The organism is Aeromonas sp. FDAARGOS 1411, assembly GCF_019047125.1.
GTDB classification, from domain to species: Bacteria; Pseudomonadota; Gammaproteobacteria; order Enterobacterales; family Aeromonadaceae; genus Aeromonas; species Aeromonas veronii.
In genome coordinates this window covers 1,439,261-1,456,483 of the sequence record NZ_CP077214.1, presented here as the reverse complement: position 1 = coordinate 1,456,483, position 17,223 = coordinate 1,439,261, and the positions used below count along the sequence as shown (strand labels likewise).

Here is a 17,223-nt window from a genome sequence, read left to right as displayed (position 1 = left end):
ATGCCGCGCTACCTCTGCTGGCCCATGCACCGGGAGCGCCTTGGCAAAGGGCTGGATGGCTGGCCTCATCCGGTTTCCCGGGCCGCGCTGCCACTGGCGATGCAGGTCTCCGGGGTGCCTTGCCTGCTGCGCGAGCTGCATGGTATGGCGCCTGCCCGCATGCTGGCCGCTTACGATGCATTGAGTGAAGAGAGCATTTATCTGCGCTTTATGCGCCCGAAACGGACGCCGCCACCGGAACAGGTGGCCCAGTTTCTCAATTACCATCCCGAACAACAGATCTCGCTGTTACTGACCGATCTGGCCGGTGAGCCGCTGGCTCAGGCGCAATCAATCCGCCGCCGCCTTCATCCCGATCGGGCGGAGTTTTCTTGCATCGTGGCGGATCACTTTCAGCACAAGGGGGCGGGGAGGCGGATTCTGCTGGCGCTGGCACTGCTGGCCAGGGCGGACGGGATCCGGGAGTGGACGGCGGAAGTGCTGGCCCAGAACCGGCCGATGCTGACCCTGCTCAAGCGCCTTGGCTTGCCGCTGACCCTGGTGACCGGACGGGAGATGGTCTTTGTCAGGCTGGATCTGTCGGTACTGGATGCCTGGTTGCCCGTGCCGCCAGCGGCGCCGCTTAAGACCAAGGGCGAATAGTGACACTTTTTTCCCTGTGCTAAGGTCACATTTATTGTGCGGGGATAGACGGAGCAGCTTATGGCGCAGTCATATAAACATATCGTGATCCTGACCGGCGCGGGGATCTCTGCCGAATCCGGCATCAAGACTTTTCGTGCCAGCGACGGTTTGTGGGAAGAACACAAGGTCGAGGACGTGGCGACCCCCGAGGGGTATGCCCGGGATCCCGAACTGGTGCTGCGCTTTTACAACTCCCGCCGCAAACAGCTGCAACAGCCCCAGGTTCACCCCAATCCGGCCCACTATGCACTGGCCCGCCTCGAGCGACTGCTGCCCGGTTCGGTGACGCTGGTCACCCAGAACATCGACAATCTGCACGAGAGTGCTGGCAGCAAGAACCTTATCCATATGCACGGCGAGCTGCTCAAGGCCCGCTGCCCGGAGTCCGGTCAGGTGATCGAGTGGCGCGGTGATCTCCATCAGGACGAGCTCTGCTCCTGCTGCCAGTTTCCCCAACCCATGCGTCCCCATGTGGTCTGGTTTGGCGAAATGCCGCTCGGTTTGGATCGCATCTATAGTGCGCTGGCCCAGTGCGATCTCTTTATCTCTATCGGCACCTCTGGCGCTGTCTATCCGGCCGCCGGTTTTGTCCATGAAGCGGGATTGAACGGGGCGCACACCATCGAGCTCAATCTCGAGCCGAGCGAGGTGGGTAGTCAGTTTGACGAGAAACGTTATGGCCCAGCCTCCCTGCTGGTGCCCGCCTATGTCGATGAGTTGCTGGAGGCGTGCGGCATTCATCAACCGAGGCAAGTCGAGGGGCACAACTGGATGGAGATGCGCGGTCCCTGAGCTAGTGTGCGACGGGACAGTTGCAATGGTTCGGTGAAATCGCCACACTGGCAACCATTAAAAAAATGGGACGCAGTTGGCGCAAATTACCATGACCGCAGTAAAGCAATGGATCGCTTTTTTTCTCCTGATGCTGGCCAGTGCCTGCGCCTGCGCATCGGCCTCCATTCCCCTGATGACCCTGATACTGCCAGATGGCCAGCAGGTGAGCCTCGATGAGGCGGCCCTCTCCGCCTTGCCACAGACCGAATTCACCACCACTACCCCCTGGACTCAGGGCGCCCACCACTATCGCGGGCCGACCCTGTCAGCCGTGCTGGCGGCGCAAGGGATCCCGGATGCTCGCAAGATCGCCGTCTCGGCCCTCAACGGCTATCAGCAGGTGGTGGATCTGGCCCTGTTCGACGGTGTGCCACTGACCCTGGTGCGTCAGGAGGACGGCAAACCGCTGACCCGGCGCAACAAGGGGCCGCTCTGGCTGCTCATCCCGTTCACCACCTATTCCAAGCTGGACGTGCCTGCCATTCACAACTGCATGGTGTGGCAGGTGACCCGCATCGAGATCGTCGATTGATGGGGCTATCCCGCCAAAATCTGCTGTTGGTTGCGGTGTCGCTGCTGTTTCTGCTCTCGTCCGGCAGCAGCCTCTATCTGCAGTATCGGCAGGAGCAACTGGTCGATACTTTCTACCGCAATGTCCACTGGAACATCAGCCAGGTGATGCTCGAATCCCAGCGTTTCCTCTACGACCTGCAGCTCTATCGGGCTGGCAGACAGTCGATGGAGACCCTGAGCCTTGATTACGATCTGCTGTGGAACCGGCTCGACATCTTCCTCATCAGCAGTGAAACCGCCGAGATGCGCCAGCGGCACGGGCTCGGCAAGGTTCTGGCCACCCTGTTCGAGCAGATCAAGCAGCTCGAACCCCAGATGGAGGCTGGTGCGCTGCGCGAGGGGGCTGAGCTTGCCCGCTTGCAGGAGGCGATCGCCAGCCAGACCCGTCTCATCGAACAGATAGGGGATCAGATCCTCTCCGGTCAGGAGCGGGAGCATTCGGTCAGCCAAATCCGCAACAGCCTGTTCTGGCTGCAGATCTGGCAACTGATCCTGCTGCTGACCGGTGGCGCTCTGGTCGCTGCCCTCATTCGCGCCAATCTGGCGAACCGCCGGCTTGCCTTGCTCGATCCCCTGACCCAGCTTGGCAACCGCCGTGCCCTGCAGGAGCAGCTCTCTCGCGATCTGCATGCTGGCGAGGTGAGCGCTTTGGTGGTGCTCGATCTCAAGCGCTTCAAGCAGGTCAATGATCTGCTGGGTTATCAGGTCGGTGATCGGTTGTTGCAGATGGTGGCCAACAAGCTGCAGCAGGCCCATGGCAGCCACGCTTACCGGCTCGGAGGAGATGAATTTGCCGTGGTGCTGACCAAGGCGAATGATGCGCTGGAAACCGCCATTCATGAGCTGGTGGATCTGCTCCATTTCGAGTTCGTGACCCGGGAGTGCAGCTTCGATCTGGCCTGTCGGCTCGGGGTCGCCAAGGCGCAGCAACAGGATTCCGCCCGGTTGCTGGATCAGGCCATCCTGGCCCTCAACCAGGCCAAGCGTAGCCAGGAGGGGGCGATCCGCTGGTTTGAGCCCGCCATGCTGCAGCAGTTGCAGTTGAGTCAGCAGCAGCTTCATCAGCTGCGAGAGTGGTTGGCGGGGCGCGAGCCAGCGCCGCTGCGAGTGGCATTGCAGGCGCTGACGGACGGACAGGGCAACGAGATGTGGCAATTGGCGCTTGAGTGGCGTGAGCAGGGAGTGCCTTGCCACATGCGCTGGCTGCAGGAGTGCGGTGTGCTTGGGCCCGTGTTGGCCCGTGTGCTGCAAGCGCACGAGGCGCAGTATGCCGATGGCCGGGCACTGCTGGTCCCGCTCGACAATCAGGCCCAGCTGACCCATCTACAGGCCTATTTGCCGGAGGCTTCCCGTACGCCGCTGGTGTTGCTGGTACCGACGCTGCAGCCGGATGGTGCCTTGCTGGCGGGATTGCGCCAGCAGGGTTGCACTCTGGCGCTCAGAGAGATTGGCAGCACCACCTCGGCGCAGCTGGCAGCCGGCTGGCCTGTCCGCTACTGGCTGCCGCAGGGTGATGAAGATGGTGGGTTATTGCAACCTCTGGCCAGACGATTGGGGCTGGTGCCACTGCAAGTGCTGGCAGCCAGGGAGACCCGGTCGCTGGCCTGAGGGCAAAAAGCGGTATTGCACTGGCAAGAGACAAAATGACACAAGGCGACCTCGGGGTCGCCTTGTTTCGTTTATTGCCCCTGAACGTCAGGTGCGAGGGGCGCAGGATTGCCTGATCACCAGGTCCGGGTCGACGGTGATCAGGTGATTCTCCACCGCTTCGCCGTTGATCCGCGCCAGCAGGCGGGTGACGGCGAGGCGCCCCAGCTCCTCTTTGGGCTGATTGACGGTGGTGAGCGGCGGCGACATAAATTCGGCCAGCGCCACATTGTCATAGCCGACGATGGAGATATCCCGGGGGATCACCAGCCCCGCCTGATGGGCGGCACTGATAGCCCCCATCGCCATCATGTCGTTGCAGACAAAGAGGGCGGTGGGGCGCTCGGGCAATGCCAGCAGACGAGTCATCGCCTGATGGCCGCTGGCGCAATCAAAGTCCCCCTCCTGGATCCAGTCAGGATTGAGCGTGAGACCTGCCTCCTGCAACGCCTGCTCGAAGCCAGCTTGGCGCTGGTTGGCGGGGGCGCGGCTGTGGGGGCCTGTGATGCAACCGATGGCGGTATGGCCCAGCTCAATCAGATGGCGGGTCGCCAGATAACCGCCGTGGAAGGAGTTGTCAGCGATAAGGTCAACATCCTCACTGACCAGCCCCCAATCCATCACTACCACCGGCAGGCTTTTGAGCCAGTCGAGCTGGTTGAACACCTCTTGCTGTCCTTCGCTGCACATGATCAGCAGGCCATCGACCCGCTTGCGCAGCATCATCTTGAGGTAGGAGAGAGCGGTTTCTGCCTGCCCCTCGGTGTTGCCCAGCATCAGGTTGTAGCCCTGCTCGAAGCAGTAACGCTCCACCCCACGCACCACCTCGGCAAAGAAGGGGTTGCTGGAGGTGGTGACCAGCATGCCAATACTGTTGGTCTCCTTCACCTTGAGGCTGCGAGCCACCAGGCTCGGGGCATAGTTGAGCTCGCGCATGGCCGCAAAGACCCGCTCGCGGGTCTCCTCGGCGACGAAGCGCGTCTCGTTGATGACGTGGGAGACGGTGGTGGTCGACACCCCCGCCAGCGCCGCCACCTCCTTGATATTGGCCATCAGTGCCCCTGCGCAGTCTGCTCAAGCAGGAAGGCGTCAACCTCCTGTTTGCTCGGGATGGAGCTCTGGGCGCCGAATCGGGTGACGGAGAGTGCCGCCGCCCCGTGGGCAAAGCGCACCGCGCTGTGGAAATCGGCACCAGCCAGTTCCGCCGCCAGCAGGGCGCCGTTGAAGGTATCGCCCGCGGCAGTGGTATCCACCGCCTTGACCCGAAAGCCCGGGATCAGCTGTTGCTGCTGGGCGTTGCTGCAGTAAACCCCTTGCGCGCCCAGGGTGATCATCACGTCCGCAATGCCCATCTGGTGGAAGCGGGCTGCCGCCTCGCGGGCGCTCGCTTCGTCGGTGACTTTTACGCCGGTCAACAGCTCTGCTTCGGTCTGGTTGGGGGTGATAAGGTCGACCAGCGCCAGCAGCTCGCTTGAGAGCGGACGGGCGGGGGCGGGGTTGAGCACCACCCGGGTACCATGGGCGCGGGCCAGCCGTGCAGCTTCATGGACGCTCTCGAGCGGCACTTCCAGCTGCAACAGCAGGGTGTGGGCGTCGGCGATCATCGCTTCGTGGTTTTTCACCACGGCAGGGGTGATGGCACCGTTGGCCTCGGCGGAGATACCTATGCTGTTCTCCCCCTCATCGCTCACATAGATGATGGCGATACCGGTCGGGAGCTTGGGATCGAGTTCGACAGCACTGACGTCGATACCGTCTTTGGCAAAACCGCTCTTCATCTGGTGGCCGATGGCGTCATCACCGATGCGGGCGATAAAGGAGACGGGAGCGCCGAGGCGGGCGGCAGCGACTGCCTGATTAGCCCCCTTACCACCGGGCACCACCTGATAGCTGTGGCCGGTCAGGGTTTCACCCGGGCGAGGAAAGTGGGGAACGCGCAGCACGTGGTCTGCATTGACACTGCCCAGAACGACGAGACGATTCATGTTGACTACTCCTGATGCATCTTGGCTTGAACACTGTGACTGAGTGAGCCCAAGCCGGGAGGCACCTGAACGAAAGGGAAAAGGGGAGGCGAACCTCCCCTCGAGCACTTACTTGCTGACCACTTGCAGCGGTACCGGAATGGATTTCTCGACCGGCTGACCTTTCAGCACCTTGTCGGCAGTCTCGACGCCGATGGAACCGATCAGGGCCGGTTGCTGGGCCACGGTGGCGGCCAGTTTACCCTTGGCCACGGCGGCTTTGCCATCGTCAGTGCCGTCGAAGCCGACGATCATCACCTCTTTACCGGCAGCCTGCACCGCACGGATGGCACCCAGTGCCATCTCGTCGTTCTGGGCGAACACGGCCTGTACGGTCGGATGGGCCGCCAGCAGGTTTTCCATGACGTTCAGACCCTTGGTGCGGTCAAAGTCGGCCGGCTGGGAAGCCAACACCTGCAGTTTGTTGGCTGCCACGGCCAGGGCAAAGCCTTCACCACGGTCGCGGGCGGCGGAGGTGCCGGCAATCCCTTCCAGCTGAATGACCTTGGCACCGGTACCCAGTTTTTCGGTGATGAAGTCACCGGCCAGCTTGCCGCCCGCCACGTTGTCAGAGGCGATGTGAGCCTTGACCTCACCCTGCGCGGCGCCGCGGTCCAGAGTCAGTACCGGGATGTTGGCGCGGTTGGCCAGACGGATGGCGTTGCCCACCGCTTCGGAGTCGGTCGGGTTGATCAGGATGGCGTTGACCTTGCGCACGGTGAGATCTTCCATGTTGGAGAGCTCTTTGGCCGGGTCATTCTGGGAGTCCAGCACCACCAGCTCGTAGCCAAGCTCCTTGGCCTTGGCTTCGGCTCCCTCCTTCATGGTGACGAAGAAGGGGTTGTTGAGGGTGGAGACCACCATCGCCAGGGTATGGTCAGCAGCCTGGGCGGTGCCCAGCACGGACATGATGGCGGCAGCGAGCAGGGTATTGAGCTTTTTCATCATTTCATTCCTTGTGTGTGGCGTGTTTTACGTTGTTATCGGGTACTTTTGTTGTCGACCATCACGGCAAGCAAGATCACGCTGGCCTTGGCGATCATCTGGTAATAGGAGCTGACATCGAGCAGGTTGAGGGCGTTGTTCAGGAAGCCGATGATCAGCGCACCAATCAGGGTGCCCATGATGCGGCCCTTGCCTCCCATCAGGCTGGTACCACCCAGCACCACGGCGGCGATGGCGTCCAGCTCGTAACCCATGCCGGCGGTCGGCTGGGCAGAGGAGAGGCGGGAGGTGACGATAAGACCCGCCAGCGCCGAGAGCGCGCCGCACAGACCATACACCGCCAGCTTCACCCGATCCACATTGATGCCGGAGAGACGGGTGGCCGATTCGTTGCCGCCCAGCGCGTAGATGTAGCGACCGAGGCGGGTGTGGTTGAGCATGAACCAGGCGAGCAGGAAGACGATGGCCATCAGCCAGATGGGCACCGGCAGACCGAGCAGATAGCCGGTACCCAGCCAGGCGAAGTGATCGGCGCCATCACTGAAACCGGTGGAGATGGGGCGACCCTCGGTATAGACCATGGTGATGCCGCGCAGGGCGGTCATGGTGACCAGCGTCGCGATAAAGGCCTGTACCTTGCCTTTGGCAATGATGAGGCCGCTGACGCCGCCAAGCAGGGCGCCGGCACCCAGGGTGAGGGGGACTACCAGCCAGATCGGCAGCTCCATCGCCACCATAGTCGCGGCCAGCGCGCCGCACAGGGCAAGCACAGAGCCAACCGACAGATCGATACCGGCGGTGAGGATAACCAGCGTCATGCCGACCGCCATGATGGCGTTGACCGAGGTCTGGCGCAGGATGTTGAGCAGGTTGTCGACGCTGAAGAAGTTGGGATTGAGCGCGGAGACGACACCAATCAGCACCAGCAGGGCGACCAGGGATTTGTTCTCGATCCACCAGGCCTTGTTCATGATGCCGCGGCGGGGAAGGGTTTGGGTTGTCATTGTGCTGCCTCTTGCTCTGCTTGCCACTGTTTACCGACTGCCGCCGCCATCAGCTTCTCCTGATTGGCATCGCGGGTGTTGAACTCTGCGCTGATGCGCCCTTCGTGCATCACCATGATGCGATCGCTCATGCCGAGCACTTCCGGCATCTCGGAGGAGACCAGAATGATGCTCATCCCCTCCTTCTTGAACTGGTTGATCAGCTGATAAATTTCCTTCTTCGCCCCCACGTCGACGCCGCGGGTCGGCTCGTCGAGGATCAGCACCTTGGGCCTTGTCAGCAGTCCCTTGGCGATGGCCACCTTCTGCTGGTTGCCGCCGGAGAGCAGCTTTATCAGCTGATCCTGACTCGGGGTCTTGATGTTGAAGAGGCGTACATAGTCGCTCACCGCCTGCCGTTCGGCCTTGCCGTCGATCTTGCCGTTGCTGATGAACTCGTCGAGGGCGCAGAGACTCATGTTTTCGCGCACCGACAGCTCCAGCACCAGCCCATCACCTTTGCGATCTTCGGAGATATAGGCGATGCCAGCGGCCAGCCCATCGGCCGGACTGGTTGGCACCAGCGCGTGGCCATCGACCGTGATTTCACCGCTGCTGACAGGGCTGGCACCGTAGATGAGCTTCATCAGCTCGGTACGACCGGAGCCCATCAGGCCGCTAAAACCCAGAATTTCCCCCTGACGCAGGGAGAAGCTCACCCCGCGCACGCCGGGACCGGCTAGGTCCTTCACCTGCAGGCTGACGGGGCCGAGCTCGCGCTCAAGACGCGGATACTGCTCTTCCAGACGGCGACCCACCATCATCTCGATGATCTTGTCCTCATCCAGATCGCTCACCGCCTTCTCGCCGATCCACTTGCCATCGCGCAGCACGGTGACCCGATCGCAGATCTCGAAGATCTCCTTGAGGCGGTGGGAGATATAGACGATGCCGCAACCCTGTTCACGCAGCTCGCGGATAACCTTGAACAGCTGCTCGGTCTCGGTATCGGTCAGCGCATCGGTCGGCTCGTCCATGATGATGACGCTGGCATCGAACGACAGCGCCTTGGCAATCTCCACCATCTGCTGTTCGCCGATGGAGAGATCCCCGAGTCGGGTATCCGGCCCGTGTTTGACGCCAAGTCGCGCCAGCAGGCCGCTCGCCCGTTCACGCAGCTGTTTGTGGTCGATGCTGCCAAAACGGGTACGGGGCTCGCGACCGAGGAAGATGTTGGCGGCGATCGACAGCTCCGGCAGCAGGTTCAGCTCCTGATGTATGATGCTGATCCCCTGATCCTGAGAGTCGCGCGGCCCCTTGAAGTGAACCGGTTGACCGCGGTAGCTGACGCTGCCCGCATCGGCCTGATAGATGCCGGTCAGCACTTTCATCAGGGTGGATTTGCCGGCGCCATTTTCACCGAGCAGGGCCATCACCTGGCCCGGATAGACCCGCAGACCCGCTTCATCGAGGGCGCGTACACCGGGGAAGGTCTTGACGATCCCGGTCAGCTCCAGAATGGGTGAGAGGGGGGAGGTTGTGCTCATTTGCAGCTTCCTTGAAGAGGCCTTCTTTGAAGGATTCAGAACGCCACACCGGCGCAGAGGATCAGGTTGGCGTAGGGAGTCACCTCGCCGCTGCGCACGATTGCCTTGCTCTGGCGGGAGCGGGTTTTGAACTCCTCGTGCAGGCAGTATTCGATGGCGATGGGTTTGCCCTGGGCGGCTGCGTGGGCCTCAAGCTGATCGACCAGCGCCTGATGGGCGGCGGGGCTGATCTGCTTGATCTCGGTCGCCATGATCACCTTCTCCACCACCAGATCGGTGAGCAGGGCGGTCAGCACGGTTTCGAGGCTGGGGGTGCCCGCCATCAACGCCAGATCGATCCGCTCCGGCCCTGCCGGAATGGGCAAGCCTGCATCGCAGACGGTGATCTCGTCGGTGTGGCCCATCTGTGCCACCAGAGCACTCAGGGGAGCATTGAGGAGTACGCCTCGTTTCATACAGCACCTCATCAGGCCTTGGCCCGTCAATCTGTGAACCGCTAGGCAACCGGTTACGCAACCGGTTGCGTCATGGCGCAAAGATAGGCTTTTTACTAAGGAAGGGCCACGGCAAAACCACGGAAATGTGAAAACGATCTCAAAGGCGGGAGAAGAAGTACAGGGGAGGAGGCAGGAAGGGTGTCAGCAGAGCCCTGACACCCTTGTTATTTATCGAGCTATTGATTTTATGGTTAGTTGGCCAGTGCCTTGGCGACCGCCGGACGGCTCAGCATGCGTTGATAATGATCGGCCACTTTGGGGAATTCACTGATCTCGACCCCATCGCTTTTCAGCCAGCCCGCGACCACGAACAGATAGATGTCCGCCACGCTGAACTGCTCGCCGAGTACCCAGGGACCGGCGAGATAGTGCTGCTCAATCTGGGCAAAGCCATCGCGCATATTGCTGGCGACTTTCTGCTGCATGGCGGCAATGGCTTGCTCGTCATCGGCCCAGCGGCTGCCACGGCGACCGTGGGCGTGGGAGACATGCACAGTGGAGGCGAGGAAGCTGTTGACCTCCTGCATGCGGGCCAGCTGGAACGGATTGTCCAGCGGCGCCAGCTTGGCATCGGGGAAGCGCTGCGCCACATAAAGCAGCAGGGCAGGGGTCTCGGTCAGGGTGCCCTGAGCGGTGACAAGGGCAGGCACCCGCCCTTTGGGGTTGATGGCAAGATACGCAGGGTCACGCTGCTCCCCTGCGGCGAGGTTGACGAGACGGGGTTGGAACGGGGCATTCGCTTCCAGCAGGGCAATCTGCACGGCCATGGCACAGGTGCCGGGAGCGAAATAGAGGGTCAGATCGGACATGAATACTCCTGATTGGCTCAGGCCACCCGCGATATCGGCGAAAAACGTGTTTTCCGTGATACCTCGAGGGGTCATGAAAAAAGAGAGGGGGCAACGTTTGCCCCCCAACCAATCTACACCCCTGAGGGGTGATGAAAAAGTGCAGAATTAATCGGTTTGTTTGACCATTTCATAAATTCCTCGGCTAAGGGCGCAAATCAGATGGTGTTGAACTTGATGGGATAGTTGATACCTGAGGATGGGCGGTTGGTACTGAAAGGACTGGGGCACAATAGCGTCCTTGGTTGTTTTCCCGCTCTTGCACGATATGATCGTCATCAGATATTCTAATTTTTGGGTCGTTACAATGAATCCTATCTAACAAGACTGATCTTCATTTAGATCATCAAACAGAAAACGGCCTTTTTAGATAAATTTTTGATGACTGCAATCGTTTGTGTTTGATACCATGTTCTTCTACAAACTTTCCACGGCTTTCATGGTGGCTGTAATGTTTTATCATGCTTTAATCCGGTTATAAAACAGCATGTAGGTAGTTGGAAATATATATGCAGTAGCCATGTTGTTTACTAAGAGAAGGGGAGTGAAACTCAGCGAAATTGAGAGTCTTAAGGAAAGGTAGGAAGTAGGTTAAGGAAAATAAAGAGGTGATCAATGGATGATGAAAAGGGAAACTCAAGAAATATCAAAAATAAAACCAAACTGATATCGGGTTTTGTAGCTTTGGCCGTGATAGGCGGAGGGTGGTACTGGTGGCTTAAAGAGCCCTATATTGAGCCAGAGATTAATCCCACCCCAACAGAATTGTTTACTATTCAGGGTGAGTTTCCTTTTGATAAGGGCTATCAATTAGCTGTTCATAGTACTTTCATTGCATCTAATAAAACTGACTCTACTTGCAGCAAAACTTTTTATGCGTTCGGTGTTATACCTGCAAATACTAGACTCAGGGGATGGCAAATAGATAACCCCATTAAGAAATATCAATCAAACAGATTCAGTGTAAAAGTGTCAAAAGACTATTTATTGCCTGGCCGATGTAATTGGGTGTTAGATTCTGTTGGCTATTTTATAGTGAAGGCAGGTTCCGAGTTGGAGGCTAATTTGAAAGCTAACCCTTCAGATCAACATAATCGTCAAGGGTATTTTTTATCTTCAGCATACAGTAATTGGAGTGAGTTAAAACTGGGGAGTGTAAATATTTCATGCCGACCAGATGTTGGTCTTAACAAATTAAAAGGTGGTGTTGTTTGTAAGCGACTGAATCAAAGAGAAGTAAATACATATAGACGTAAATATAAAGTTCATAATAAACCGCTACCATCGATAGTTAATTTTAAATTCGTTATGGAGGACAAAATGTCAAGCGCTAAACAAAATACTGTTTTAGAGAGTGCATATGGCGATCCACTAAATAATAATTTGTCCTATGAAAATGGGGTATAAAGACTGTTAGTTAGATTAGCGAATCGTAATCGGACGTTAGCTGTTTCGATAAAATTGCACAGTTATTCCCCATAAACACATCCGTTTTGCCTATATCTCCACAGTGGGGTCGCTATGAGTTCCTCCCTTCTAAATGGAGAAATACATCGCCCCCCCCTCATATTTCCCTACAAATTTGCTCTGAAGCCGGCTGCAGTGGAGCACTTACAAAAATTGTGGTCTGTCTGGCTTAAAGATGACTATCTATATATTTTGCTGTTAATCGATGCGCGCCTGTGCCTCTCAGTGTCTATGACTGTTGTGCTTAAAAATTGCGCTGGTGGTTAAAAAGAGAAGGGGGCAAATATTGCCCCCTTTATCCATTAAGCCCGTCAGAGGGTCGATTAACCACCGACTTAACCCGCCTTGGCCACCATGGCTTTCAGCTGCAGGAAGTACTGCTCGTAGAGGCGGGAGGCATCCCCCACATCGGACTGGAACTCGCCCTTGCGCTTGATCTCGTCGCTCGGGAAGACCATGGGGTTATTGCGAAACGCCGGGGTGAGTAGGGGAATGGCATCCTTGACCGGGGTGGGGTAGCCAATTGCCTCGGCCACCTTGGCGGCCACATCGGGGCGCATCAGGAAGTTGATCAGGGCGTGGGCCTCCTTCACATGCTTGGCCTTGGCCGGGATGGCGAGGTTGTCCATCCAGAGCACGGCGCCTTCTTCGGGGTAGGTCATCTGGATGGAGGGGTATTCGCGCTGGGCGCCGTAGGCCGAGCCGTTCCACAGCATGCCGATATTGACCTCACCGGCGATAAAGGGGTCGGCCGGGTTGTCGGAGTTGAACGCCTTGACGTTGGGCATCAACTTTTTCAGGTATTCGAACGCTTCGGCAATTTGCGCCTTGTCCTGGGTGTTGGGGCTGTAACCCAGCTGCACCAGCGCGATATGGAACACCTCGCGGGCATCGTCCATCAGCAGCAGGCTCTCTTTCCACTCCGGTGCCCAGAGTTGCTTCCAGCTGGTGACCGGCTGCTCGATGATGTCGGTGTTGGTGCCGATCCCGGTTGCGCCCCAGATATAGGGGATGGAGTAGCGGTTGTCCGGGTCGTACTCGTGGTTGAGCAGGGTGGGGTCGAGGTGCTTGAAGTTGGGTAGCTGGGCGCGATCCAGCGGCTGCAGCATTCCCTCTTTGGCCATTTTCGAGATGAAGTAGGTGCTGGGCACCACCACGTCATAGCCGTCGCCATGGGTTTTCAGCTTGGCGTAGAGGGTCTCGTTGGATTCGTAGGTGGAGTAGATCACCTTGATGCCGGTCTCTTGCTGGAACTGCTCCAGCAGGCCATCCGGCACATATTCCGACCAGTTGTAGAAGTAGACAACCTTGTCGTCGGCCGCGTGAGCGCTCTGGCTCAGCAGCGGGGTGGTGAGGGTGAGGGCGGCTGCCAGCAGGGCGCCGGCCTTGTGTTGGATTGTCATCAACAACTCCTTGGGGTTATGGGGCCTTGCGGCCCACCGTGACAGAGTTCGCCAAAGATGGCGGGGACGAAACGGGCAGGGTCAACCCTGCCGTTTACGCAGTAACAGTTGTGCCAGCAGCACCATCCCGAGGGAGGCGACCAGCATCAGGGTGGCCAGGGCGTTGACCTCGGGGGAGACCCCCACCTTGACCATGGAGTAGATCTTGAGCGGCAGGATCTCGTAGGCCGGGCCGGTAACAAAGGAGCTCACCACCACGTCATCCAGCGACAGGGTAAAGGAGAGCAGCCAGCCTGCCATCACCGCCGGCAGGGCCAGCGGCAGTATGATGCGGCGCAGGATGATCCACTCGCCTGCCCCCAGATCCCGCGCCGCCTCCAGCATCCGCACATCAAAGCCACACAGCCGCGAGTAGACGGTGATCACCACGAACGGCAGGCAGAAGGTGATGTGGGCGATCAGCAGCGACCAGAAGCCCAGCGCAATGCCGGTGGCCACAAACAGGGTCAGCAGCGAAATAGCCATCACGATATCGGGGGACATCATCACCACAAACAGCATGCCGCTCACGTACTGCTTGCCGCGAAAGCGATAGCGAAACAGCGCCACGGCGGTGAGGGTACCGATCAGGGTGGCGGCGGTGGCGGTGAGGACGGCGATGGTCAGGGAGTGCTGGGCCGCCTGCATCAGGCTGGCGCTGGCAAACAGCTTCTCATACCAGCCCAGGGTAAAGCCGCGCCAGTCGATGCCATATTTAGACAGGTTGAAGGAGTTGGCGATCAGCACCCCGATGGGCACATAGAGATAGCCAAACACCAGCAGCAGGAACAGAGCTTTCAATGCGCGCATCATGCCAGCTCCCCCTTCTTGCTGAGCAGTTTGCCCGCCCGCCAGTAGCAGTAGACCAACAGCGCCATCAGCACCGTCAGCATCACACTGATGGCGGCGCCAAAGGGCCAGTCACGGCTGTTGAGGAACTGAGTCTTGATCAGGTTGCCGATCAGCAGGTGCTTGGCGCCCCCCAGCAGATCGGAGACATAGAACATTCCCATAGCGGGCAGGAACACCAGCAGACAACCGGCGATGATGCCGGGCAGAGTGAGCGGCAGGATGATCCGCACCAGTCGCTGCCAGCCGTTGGCGCCCAGATCTCGCGCCGCCTCCAGCAAACGGCCATCCAGCTTCTCGATGCTGGAGTAGAGCGGCAGCACCATAAAGGGGAGCAGCACATAGACCAGCCCGATGATGACGGCCACCTCGGTATACATCATCTGCAGCGGCCGCTCGATAAGCCCCAGATCCAGCAGCCAGCCGTTGATCAGCCCCCGGGTGCCGAGCAGCACTTTCAGCGCATAGGTACGAATGAGGGAGTTGGTCCAGAACGGCACCACCACCAGAAACAGCAGCAGCGGGCGAATGCGCGTTGGCAGATGGGCCAGCAGCCAGGCAAAGGGGTAGCCCACCAGCAGGCAGATGGCGGTGGCGAGCAGCGCCAGCCAGAGGGAGTGGAGCAGCACTTCGAAATAGAGGGGGTCAAGCAGGCGGCCATAGTTGCTCAGGGTAAAGAGCGGCGCGATAAGCTCGGACTCGTCACGGGTCAGGAAGCTGACGCCGATGATCATCAGGTTGGGCAGGAAGACAAACAGCGTCAGCCAGCCCAGGATCAGCGCGATGGCCCCGTTGCGAAAGCCGTTGTGGGCAAAGCTGTGCGCTACCCGCAGATTAGTGAGGCTCATAGGGCAGCACCACCTCCCAGCTGTCGACCCAGTGGATCGCCACCTCCTGACCCAGACGGTAGTCAAAGTCGGGGTCATCCTCGTCGAAGAACTCGGAGATAAGCAGCTGTTTGCCACTTTCGAGCTCGATCACCGAATCCAGCGTCGCCCCCTTGTAGTTGCGCTCGCGGATATTGCCCCGCAGCGCACCACTCTGATCGTCATCCTGATCGAGAATGCGCAGATCTTCCGGGCGCAGCAGCACCAGCACCTTGTCGTCTGGCTGGAACGGCAAGGCGGTATGGAGCAGGCACTCGCGCCCCTCTACCTCGGACTGCCAGATACCGGGTTCGCGCTGGCTGATCAGCCTGCCATCCATCACGTTGATCTCGCCGATAAAGCGGGCCACGAACAGGTTTGCTGGCGATTCGTAGATATCGCGGGGGGTGCCGCGCTGGATGATCTTGCCGCCCTCCATCACCAGGATGCGATCAGACATGGTGAGCGCCTCTTCCTGATCATGGGTAACGAAGACAAAGGTGATGCCAAGGCGACGTTGCAGCGCCTTGAGCTCGCTCTGCATCTGTTTGCGCAGCTTGTAGTCGAGCGCCGAGAGGGATTCGTCGAGCAGCAGCAGGCGCGGCTTGTTGACCACGGCGCGGGCAATGGCGACCCGTTGCTGCTGGCCGCCGGAGAGCTGATCCGGGCGGCGGTTGGCCAGCTCGGTGAGCTGCACCATGGCGAGGGTCTCCTCGACCCGCTGGCGGATCTCGCTGGCCGGTACTTTCTGCATCTCGAGGCCAAAGGCGACGTTTTCAAACACCGTCATATGGGGGAAGAGCGCATAGCTCTGGAACACGGTGTTGATGTGCCTGTGTTCGGCGGGGATATGGGTGATCTCGTCACCGGCCAGATGGATGGTGCCACCATCGACCGATTCGAGCCCGGCCAGCAGGCGCAGCAGGGTGGTCTTGCCACAGCCGGAAGGGCCCAGCAGGGTAAGAAATTCACCGTCATAGATTTCAAGGTCAAGGTCACTCAGGATCACCTTGCCATCGTATTTTTTGCTGATCTTGTTCAGCGCGACAATTACCTGTGGATTGTTCATCATCCGCCAGTCTCACCCCAGCCAGTGGCCATCGTGTTGAAAGAGGGCCGCATTCTATGCAGCCGACACATGAAATTAAAGGCTTTTTGGCCCGAATTAGCCGCAAGTGCGCAGGAAAAACGGCTACGAATAGCAGACCAAATCGCTATAATGTGCCACCTGATTTGGTCGTTTTCGATATTGGATAGTCAATTGAGTAATAAAATGCGTATTGGCGGCTCCCTTGAGCAGTCTCTGAACCAAGGCTACCGCCTTGACCTGAAAGGGGTCATCCAGGAGGGATGGCAACAGACCCGCCGTACCGGATTTGGCCTGCTGCTGGCGATTGTCGGGGTGACGGCGATCTGGATCCTGCTTAGCAATGTGCTGTTGTTGCCCTATCTGGGGGATGACAGCCAGATGAATGTGGCCATGGTGCTGAGCCTGCTGATGACGGTGGTGATGGCCCCCATGACCAGCTCCCTCGATATGCTGGGGTTGCAGCAGTCTGTCGGGGTGCGCGCTAGAGCCAACCAGGTGTTCGACTTCTTCCGCCACTTTGTACGCCTCGGCATGTTGAGCCTGCTTGGCAGTCTGCTCACCAGCCTCTTTGGCCCGCTATTCGATCTGCTGGGATTGCCTGCCGTACTCTCATTCATTCCCTCGGCCCTGATCGGCATGGGGCTGCTCTTTACCGTCCCGTTGGTGCTGGAGCGCGGCCTGACGCCGCCCCAGGCCATTCTGGTCTCTCTCAAGCTCTTTGCGCGCGGCTGGCCCAGCATTGTGCTGTTCCACGGCGTGATGACCGCGCTCTTCTTCCTGGCTCTGATCCCCATGGGGTTGGGGCTTATCTGGGTGGCACCGCTCTATTTCAACTGCAAGGGGATCCTCTATCGGGATCTCTGCGGGGTGGGGGTAGAGGTTAACGAGGTGACAGAAGGCCCCAACCATTTCAATGCATGATGCAAA

General features: G+C 59.1%; 17 protein-coding genes. 6 read left to right on the top strand and 11 right to left on the bottom strand.

The window, feature by feature from the left end; translation table 11 throughout:
- The 4 genes from I6L41_RS06455 to I6L41_RS06440 all read left to right on the top strand — a co-directional run bounded on the left by I6L41_RS06455 (position 1) and on the right by I6L41_RS06440 (position 3,699).
- Entirely contained in the window at positions 1-642 is a 642-nt protein-coding gene (locus I6L41_RS06455; protein WP_216962798.1) for a GNAT family N-acetyltransferase, read from the top strand.
- 60 nt (positions 643-702) lie between these two features.
- Positions 703-1,476, top strand: a complete 774-nt coding sequence (gene cobB, locus I6L41_RS06450) for a Sir2 family NAD+-dependent deacetylase (protein ID WP_216962795.1) — start codon at positions 703-705, stop codon at positions 1,474-1,476.
- Positions 1,477-1,567: 91 nt separating this feature from the next.
- On the top strand, positions 1,568-2,050 hold the full coding sequence (locus I6L41_RS06445) for a hypothetical protein (protein ID WP_216962792.1): 483 nt from the start codon (positions 1,568-1,570) through the stop codon (positions 2,048-2,050).
- The gene (locus I6L41_RS06440; protein WP_216962789.1) at positions 2,050-3,699 is read left to right on the top strand and encodes a diguanylate cyclase; all 1,650 of its coding nucleotides are present in this window, start codon (positions 2,050-2,052) and stop codon (positions 3,697-3,699) included. The genes I6L41_RS06445 and I6L41_RS06440 overlap by 1 nt, the downstream gene beginning before the upstream one ends.
- Before the next feature lie 87 nt (positions 3,700-3,786).
- On the opposite strand, the gene I6L41_RS06435 is transcribed toward I6L41_RS06440, so the two are convergent.
- The 7 genes from I6L41_RS06435 to I6L41_RS06405 form a co-directional block, all read right to left on the bottom strand.
- Positions 3,787-4,791: a substrate-binding domain-containing protein gene (locus I6L41_RS06435; protein ID WP_216962786.1), complete on the bottom strand. Its 1,005-nt coding sequence runs from the start codon at positions 4,789-4,791 to the stop codon at positions 3,787-3,789.
- Positions 4,791-5,723, bottom strand: coding sequence for a ribokinase (gene rbsK, locus I6L41_RS06430; protein WP_216962783.1), 933 nt, complete (start codon positions 5,721-5,723; stop codon positions 4,791-4,793). Before rbsK ends, I6L41_RS06435 begins: the two co-directional genes overlap by 1 nt.
- A gap of 108 nt (positions 5,724-5,831) precedes the next feature.
- Positions 5,832-6,707 (bottom strand): ribose ABC transporter substrate-binding protein RbsB, encoded by an 876-nt coding sequence (gene rbsB / locus I6L41_RS06425; RefSeq protein ID WP_216963861.1) that lies wholly within the window; start codon positions 6,705-6,707, stop codon positions 5,832-5,834.
- 35 nt (positions 6,708-6,742) lie between these two features.
- Positions 6,743-7,711: a ribose ABC transporter permease gene (gene rbsC, locus I6L41_RS06420; RefSeq protein ID WP_041207818.1), complete on the bottom strand. Its 969-nt coding sequence runs from the start codon at positions 7,709-7,711 to the stop codon at positions 6,743-6,745.
- Positions 7,708-9,237: a ribose ABC transporter ATP-binding protein RbsA gene (rbsA, locus tag I6L41_RS06415; protein WP_216962780.1), complete on the bottom strand. Its 1,530-nt coding sequence runs from the start codon at positions 9,235-9,237 to the stop codon at positions 7,708-7,710. Before rbsA ends, rbsC begins: the two co-directional genes overlap by 4 nt.
- A gap of 35 nt (positions 9,238-9,272) precedes the next feature.
- Entirely contained in the window at positions 9,273-9,692 is a 420-nt protein-coding gene (gene rbsD, locus I6L41_RS06410) for a D-ribose pyranase (protein WP_144713133.1), read from the bottom strand.
- 233 nt (positions 9,693-9,925) lie between these two features.
- A complete protein-coding gene (locus tag I6L41_RS06405) occupies positions 9,926-10,543 on the bottom strand; it encodes a glutathione S-transferase family protein (protein WP_216962777.1) in 618 nt (205 codons plus the stop codon).
- Between the two features lie 654 nt (positions 10,544-11,197).
- Between I6L41_RS06405 and I6L41_RS06400 the strand changes: the two genes are divergently transcribed.
- On the top strand, positions 11,198-11,989 hold the full coding sequence (locus I6L41_RS06400) for a hypothetical protein (protein WP_216962774.1): 792 nt from the start codon (positions 11,198-11,200) through the stop codon (positions 11,987-11,989).
- Between the two features lie 395 nt (positions 11,990-12,384).
- On the opposite strand, the gene I6L41_RS06395 is transcribed toward I6L41_RS06400, so the two are convergent.
- The 4 genes from I6L41_RS06395 to potA form a co-directional block, all read right to left on the bottom strand.
- Complete coding sequence (locus I6L41_RS06395) at positions 12,385-13,452, bottom strand: extracellular solute-binding protein (RefSeq protein WP_005345409.1); 1,068 nt, start codon at positions 13,450-13,452, stop codon at positions 12,385-12,387.
- Positions 13,453-13,533: 81 nt separating this feature from the next.
- Complete coding sequence (gene potC / locus I6L41_RS06390) at positions 13,534-14,304, bottom strand: spermidine/putrescine ABC transporter permease PotC (protein ID WP_216962771.1); 771 nt, start codon at positions 14,302-14,304, stop codon at positions 13,534-13,536.
- Positions 14,301-15,188, bottom strand: coding sequence for a spermidine/putrescine ABC transporter permease PotB (gene potB / locus I6L41_RS06385; protein WP_071910068.1), 888 nt, complete (start codon positions 15,186-15,188; stop codon positions 14,301-14,303). The genes potC and potB overlap by 4 nt, the downstream gene beginning before the upstream one ends.
- Complete coding sequence (potA, locus tag I6L41_RS06380) at positions 15,175-16,278, bottom strand: spermidine/putrescine ABC transporter ATP-binding protein PotA (RefSeq protein ID WP_216962768.1); 1,104 nt, start codon at positions 16,276-16,278, stop codon at positions 15,175-15,177. The genes potB and potA overlap by 14 nt, the downstream gene beginning before the upstream one ends.
- Positions 16,279-16,479: 201 nt before the next feature.
- Here potA and I6L41_RS06375 point away from each other — a divergent pair, with 201 nt between their 5' ends.
- A complete protein-coding gene (locus I6L41_RS06375; protein ID WP_005351939.1) occupies positions 16,480-17,217 on the top strand; it encodes a hypothetical protein in 738 nt (245 codons plus the stop codon).
- Positions 17,218-17,223: the final 6 nt, after the last annotated feature.

Excerpts from the sequence above, each read along its gene's own strand:
- I6L41_RS06455 (WP_216962798.1), top strand. The coding sequence starts at position 1 with ATGCCGCGCTACCTCTGCTGGCCCATGCACCGGGAGCGCCTTGGCAAA.
- cobB (WP_216962795.1), top strand. The coding sequence starts at position 703 with ATGGCGCAGTCATATAAACATATCGTGATCCTGACCGGCGCGGGGATC.
- I6L41_RS06445 (WP_216962792.1), top strand. The coding sequence starts at position 1,568 with ATGACCGCAGTAAAGCAATGGATCGCTTTTTTTCTCCTGATGCTGGCC.
- I6L41_RS06440 (WP_216962789.1), top strand. The coding sequence starts at position 2,050 with ATGGGGCTATCCCGCCAAAATCTGCTGTTGGTTGCGGTGTCGCTGCTG.
- I6L41_RS06435 (WP_216962786.1), bottom strand. The coding sequence starts at position 4,791 with ATGGCCAATATCAAGGAGGTGGCGGCGCTGGCGGGGGTGTCGACCACC.
- rbsK (WP_216962783.1), bottom strand. The coding sequence starts at position 5,723 with ATGAATCGTCTCGTCGTTCTGGGCAGTGTCAATGCAGACCACGTGCTG.
- rbsB (WP_216963861.1), bottom strand. The coding sequence starts at position 6,707 with ATGAAAAAGCTCAATACCCTGCTCGCTGCCGCCATCATGTCCGTGCTG.
- rbsC (WP_041207818.1), bottom strand. The coding sequence starts at position 7,711 with ATGACAACCCAAACCCTTCCCCGCCGCGGCATCATGAACAAGGCCTGG.
- rbsA (WP_216962780.1), bottom strand. The coding sequence starts at position 9,237 with ATGAGCACAACCTCCCCCCTCTCACCCATTCTGGAGCTGACCGGGATC.
- rbsD (WP_144713133.1), bottom strand. The coding sequence starts at position 9,692 with ATGAAACGAGGCGTACTCCTCAATGCTCCCCTGAGTGCTCTGGTGGCA.
- I6L41_RS06405 (WP_216962777.1), bottom strand. The coding sequence starts at position 10,543 with ATGTCCGATCTGACCCTCTATTTCGCTCCCGGCACCTGTGCCATGGCC.
- I6L41_RS06400 (WP_216962774.1), top strand. The coding sequence starts at position 11,198 with ATGGATGATGAAAAGGGAAACTCAAGAAATATCAAAAATAAAACCAAA.
- I6L41_RS06395 (WP_005345409.1), bottom strand. The coding sequence starts at position 13,452 with ATGACAATCCAACACAAGGCCGGCGCCCTGCTGGCAGCCGCCCTCACC.
- potC (WP_216962771.1), bottom strand. The coding sequence starts at position 14,304 with ATGATGCGCGCATTGAAAGCTCTGTTCCTGCTGCTGGTGTTTGGCTAT.
- potB (WP_071910068.1), bottom strand. The coding sequence starts at position 15,188 with ATGAGCCTCACTAATCTGCGGGTAGCGCACAGCTTTGCCCACAACGGC.
- potA (WP_216962768.1), bottom strand. The coding sequence starts at position 16,278 with ATGATGAACAATCCACAGGTAATTGTCGCGCTGAACAAGATCAGCAAA.
- I6L41_RS06375 (WP_005351939.1), top strand. The coding sequence starts at position 16,480 with ATGCGTATTGGCGGCTCCCTTGAGCAGTCTCTGAACCAAGGCTACCGC.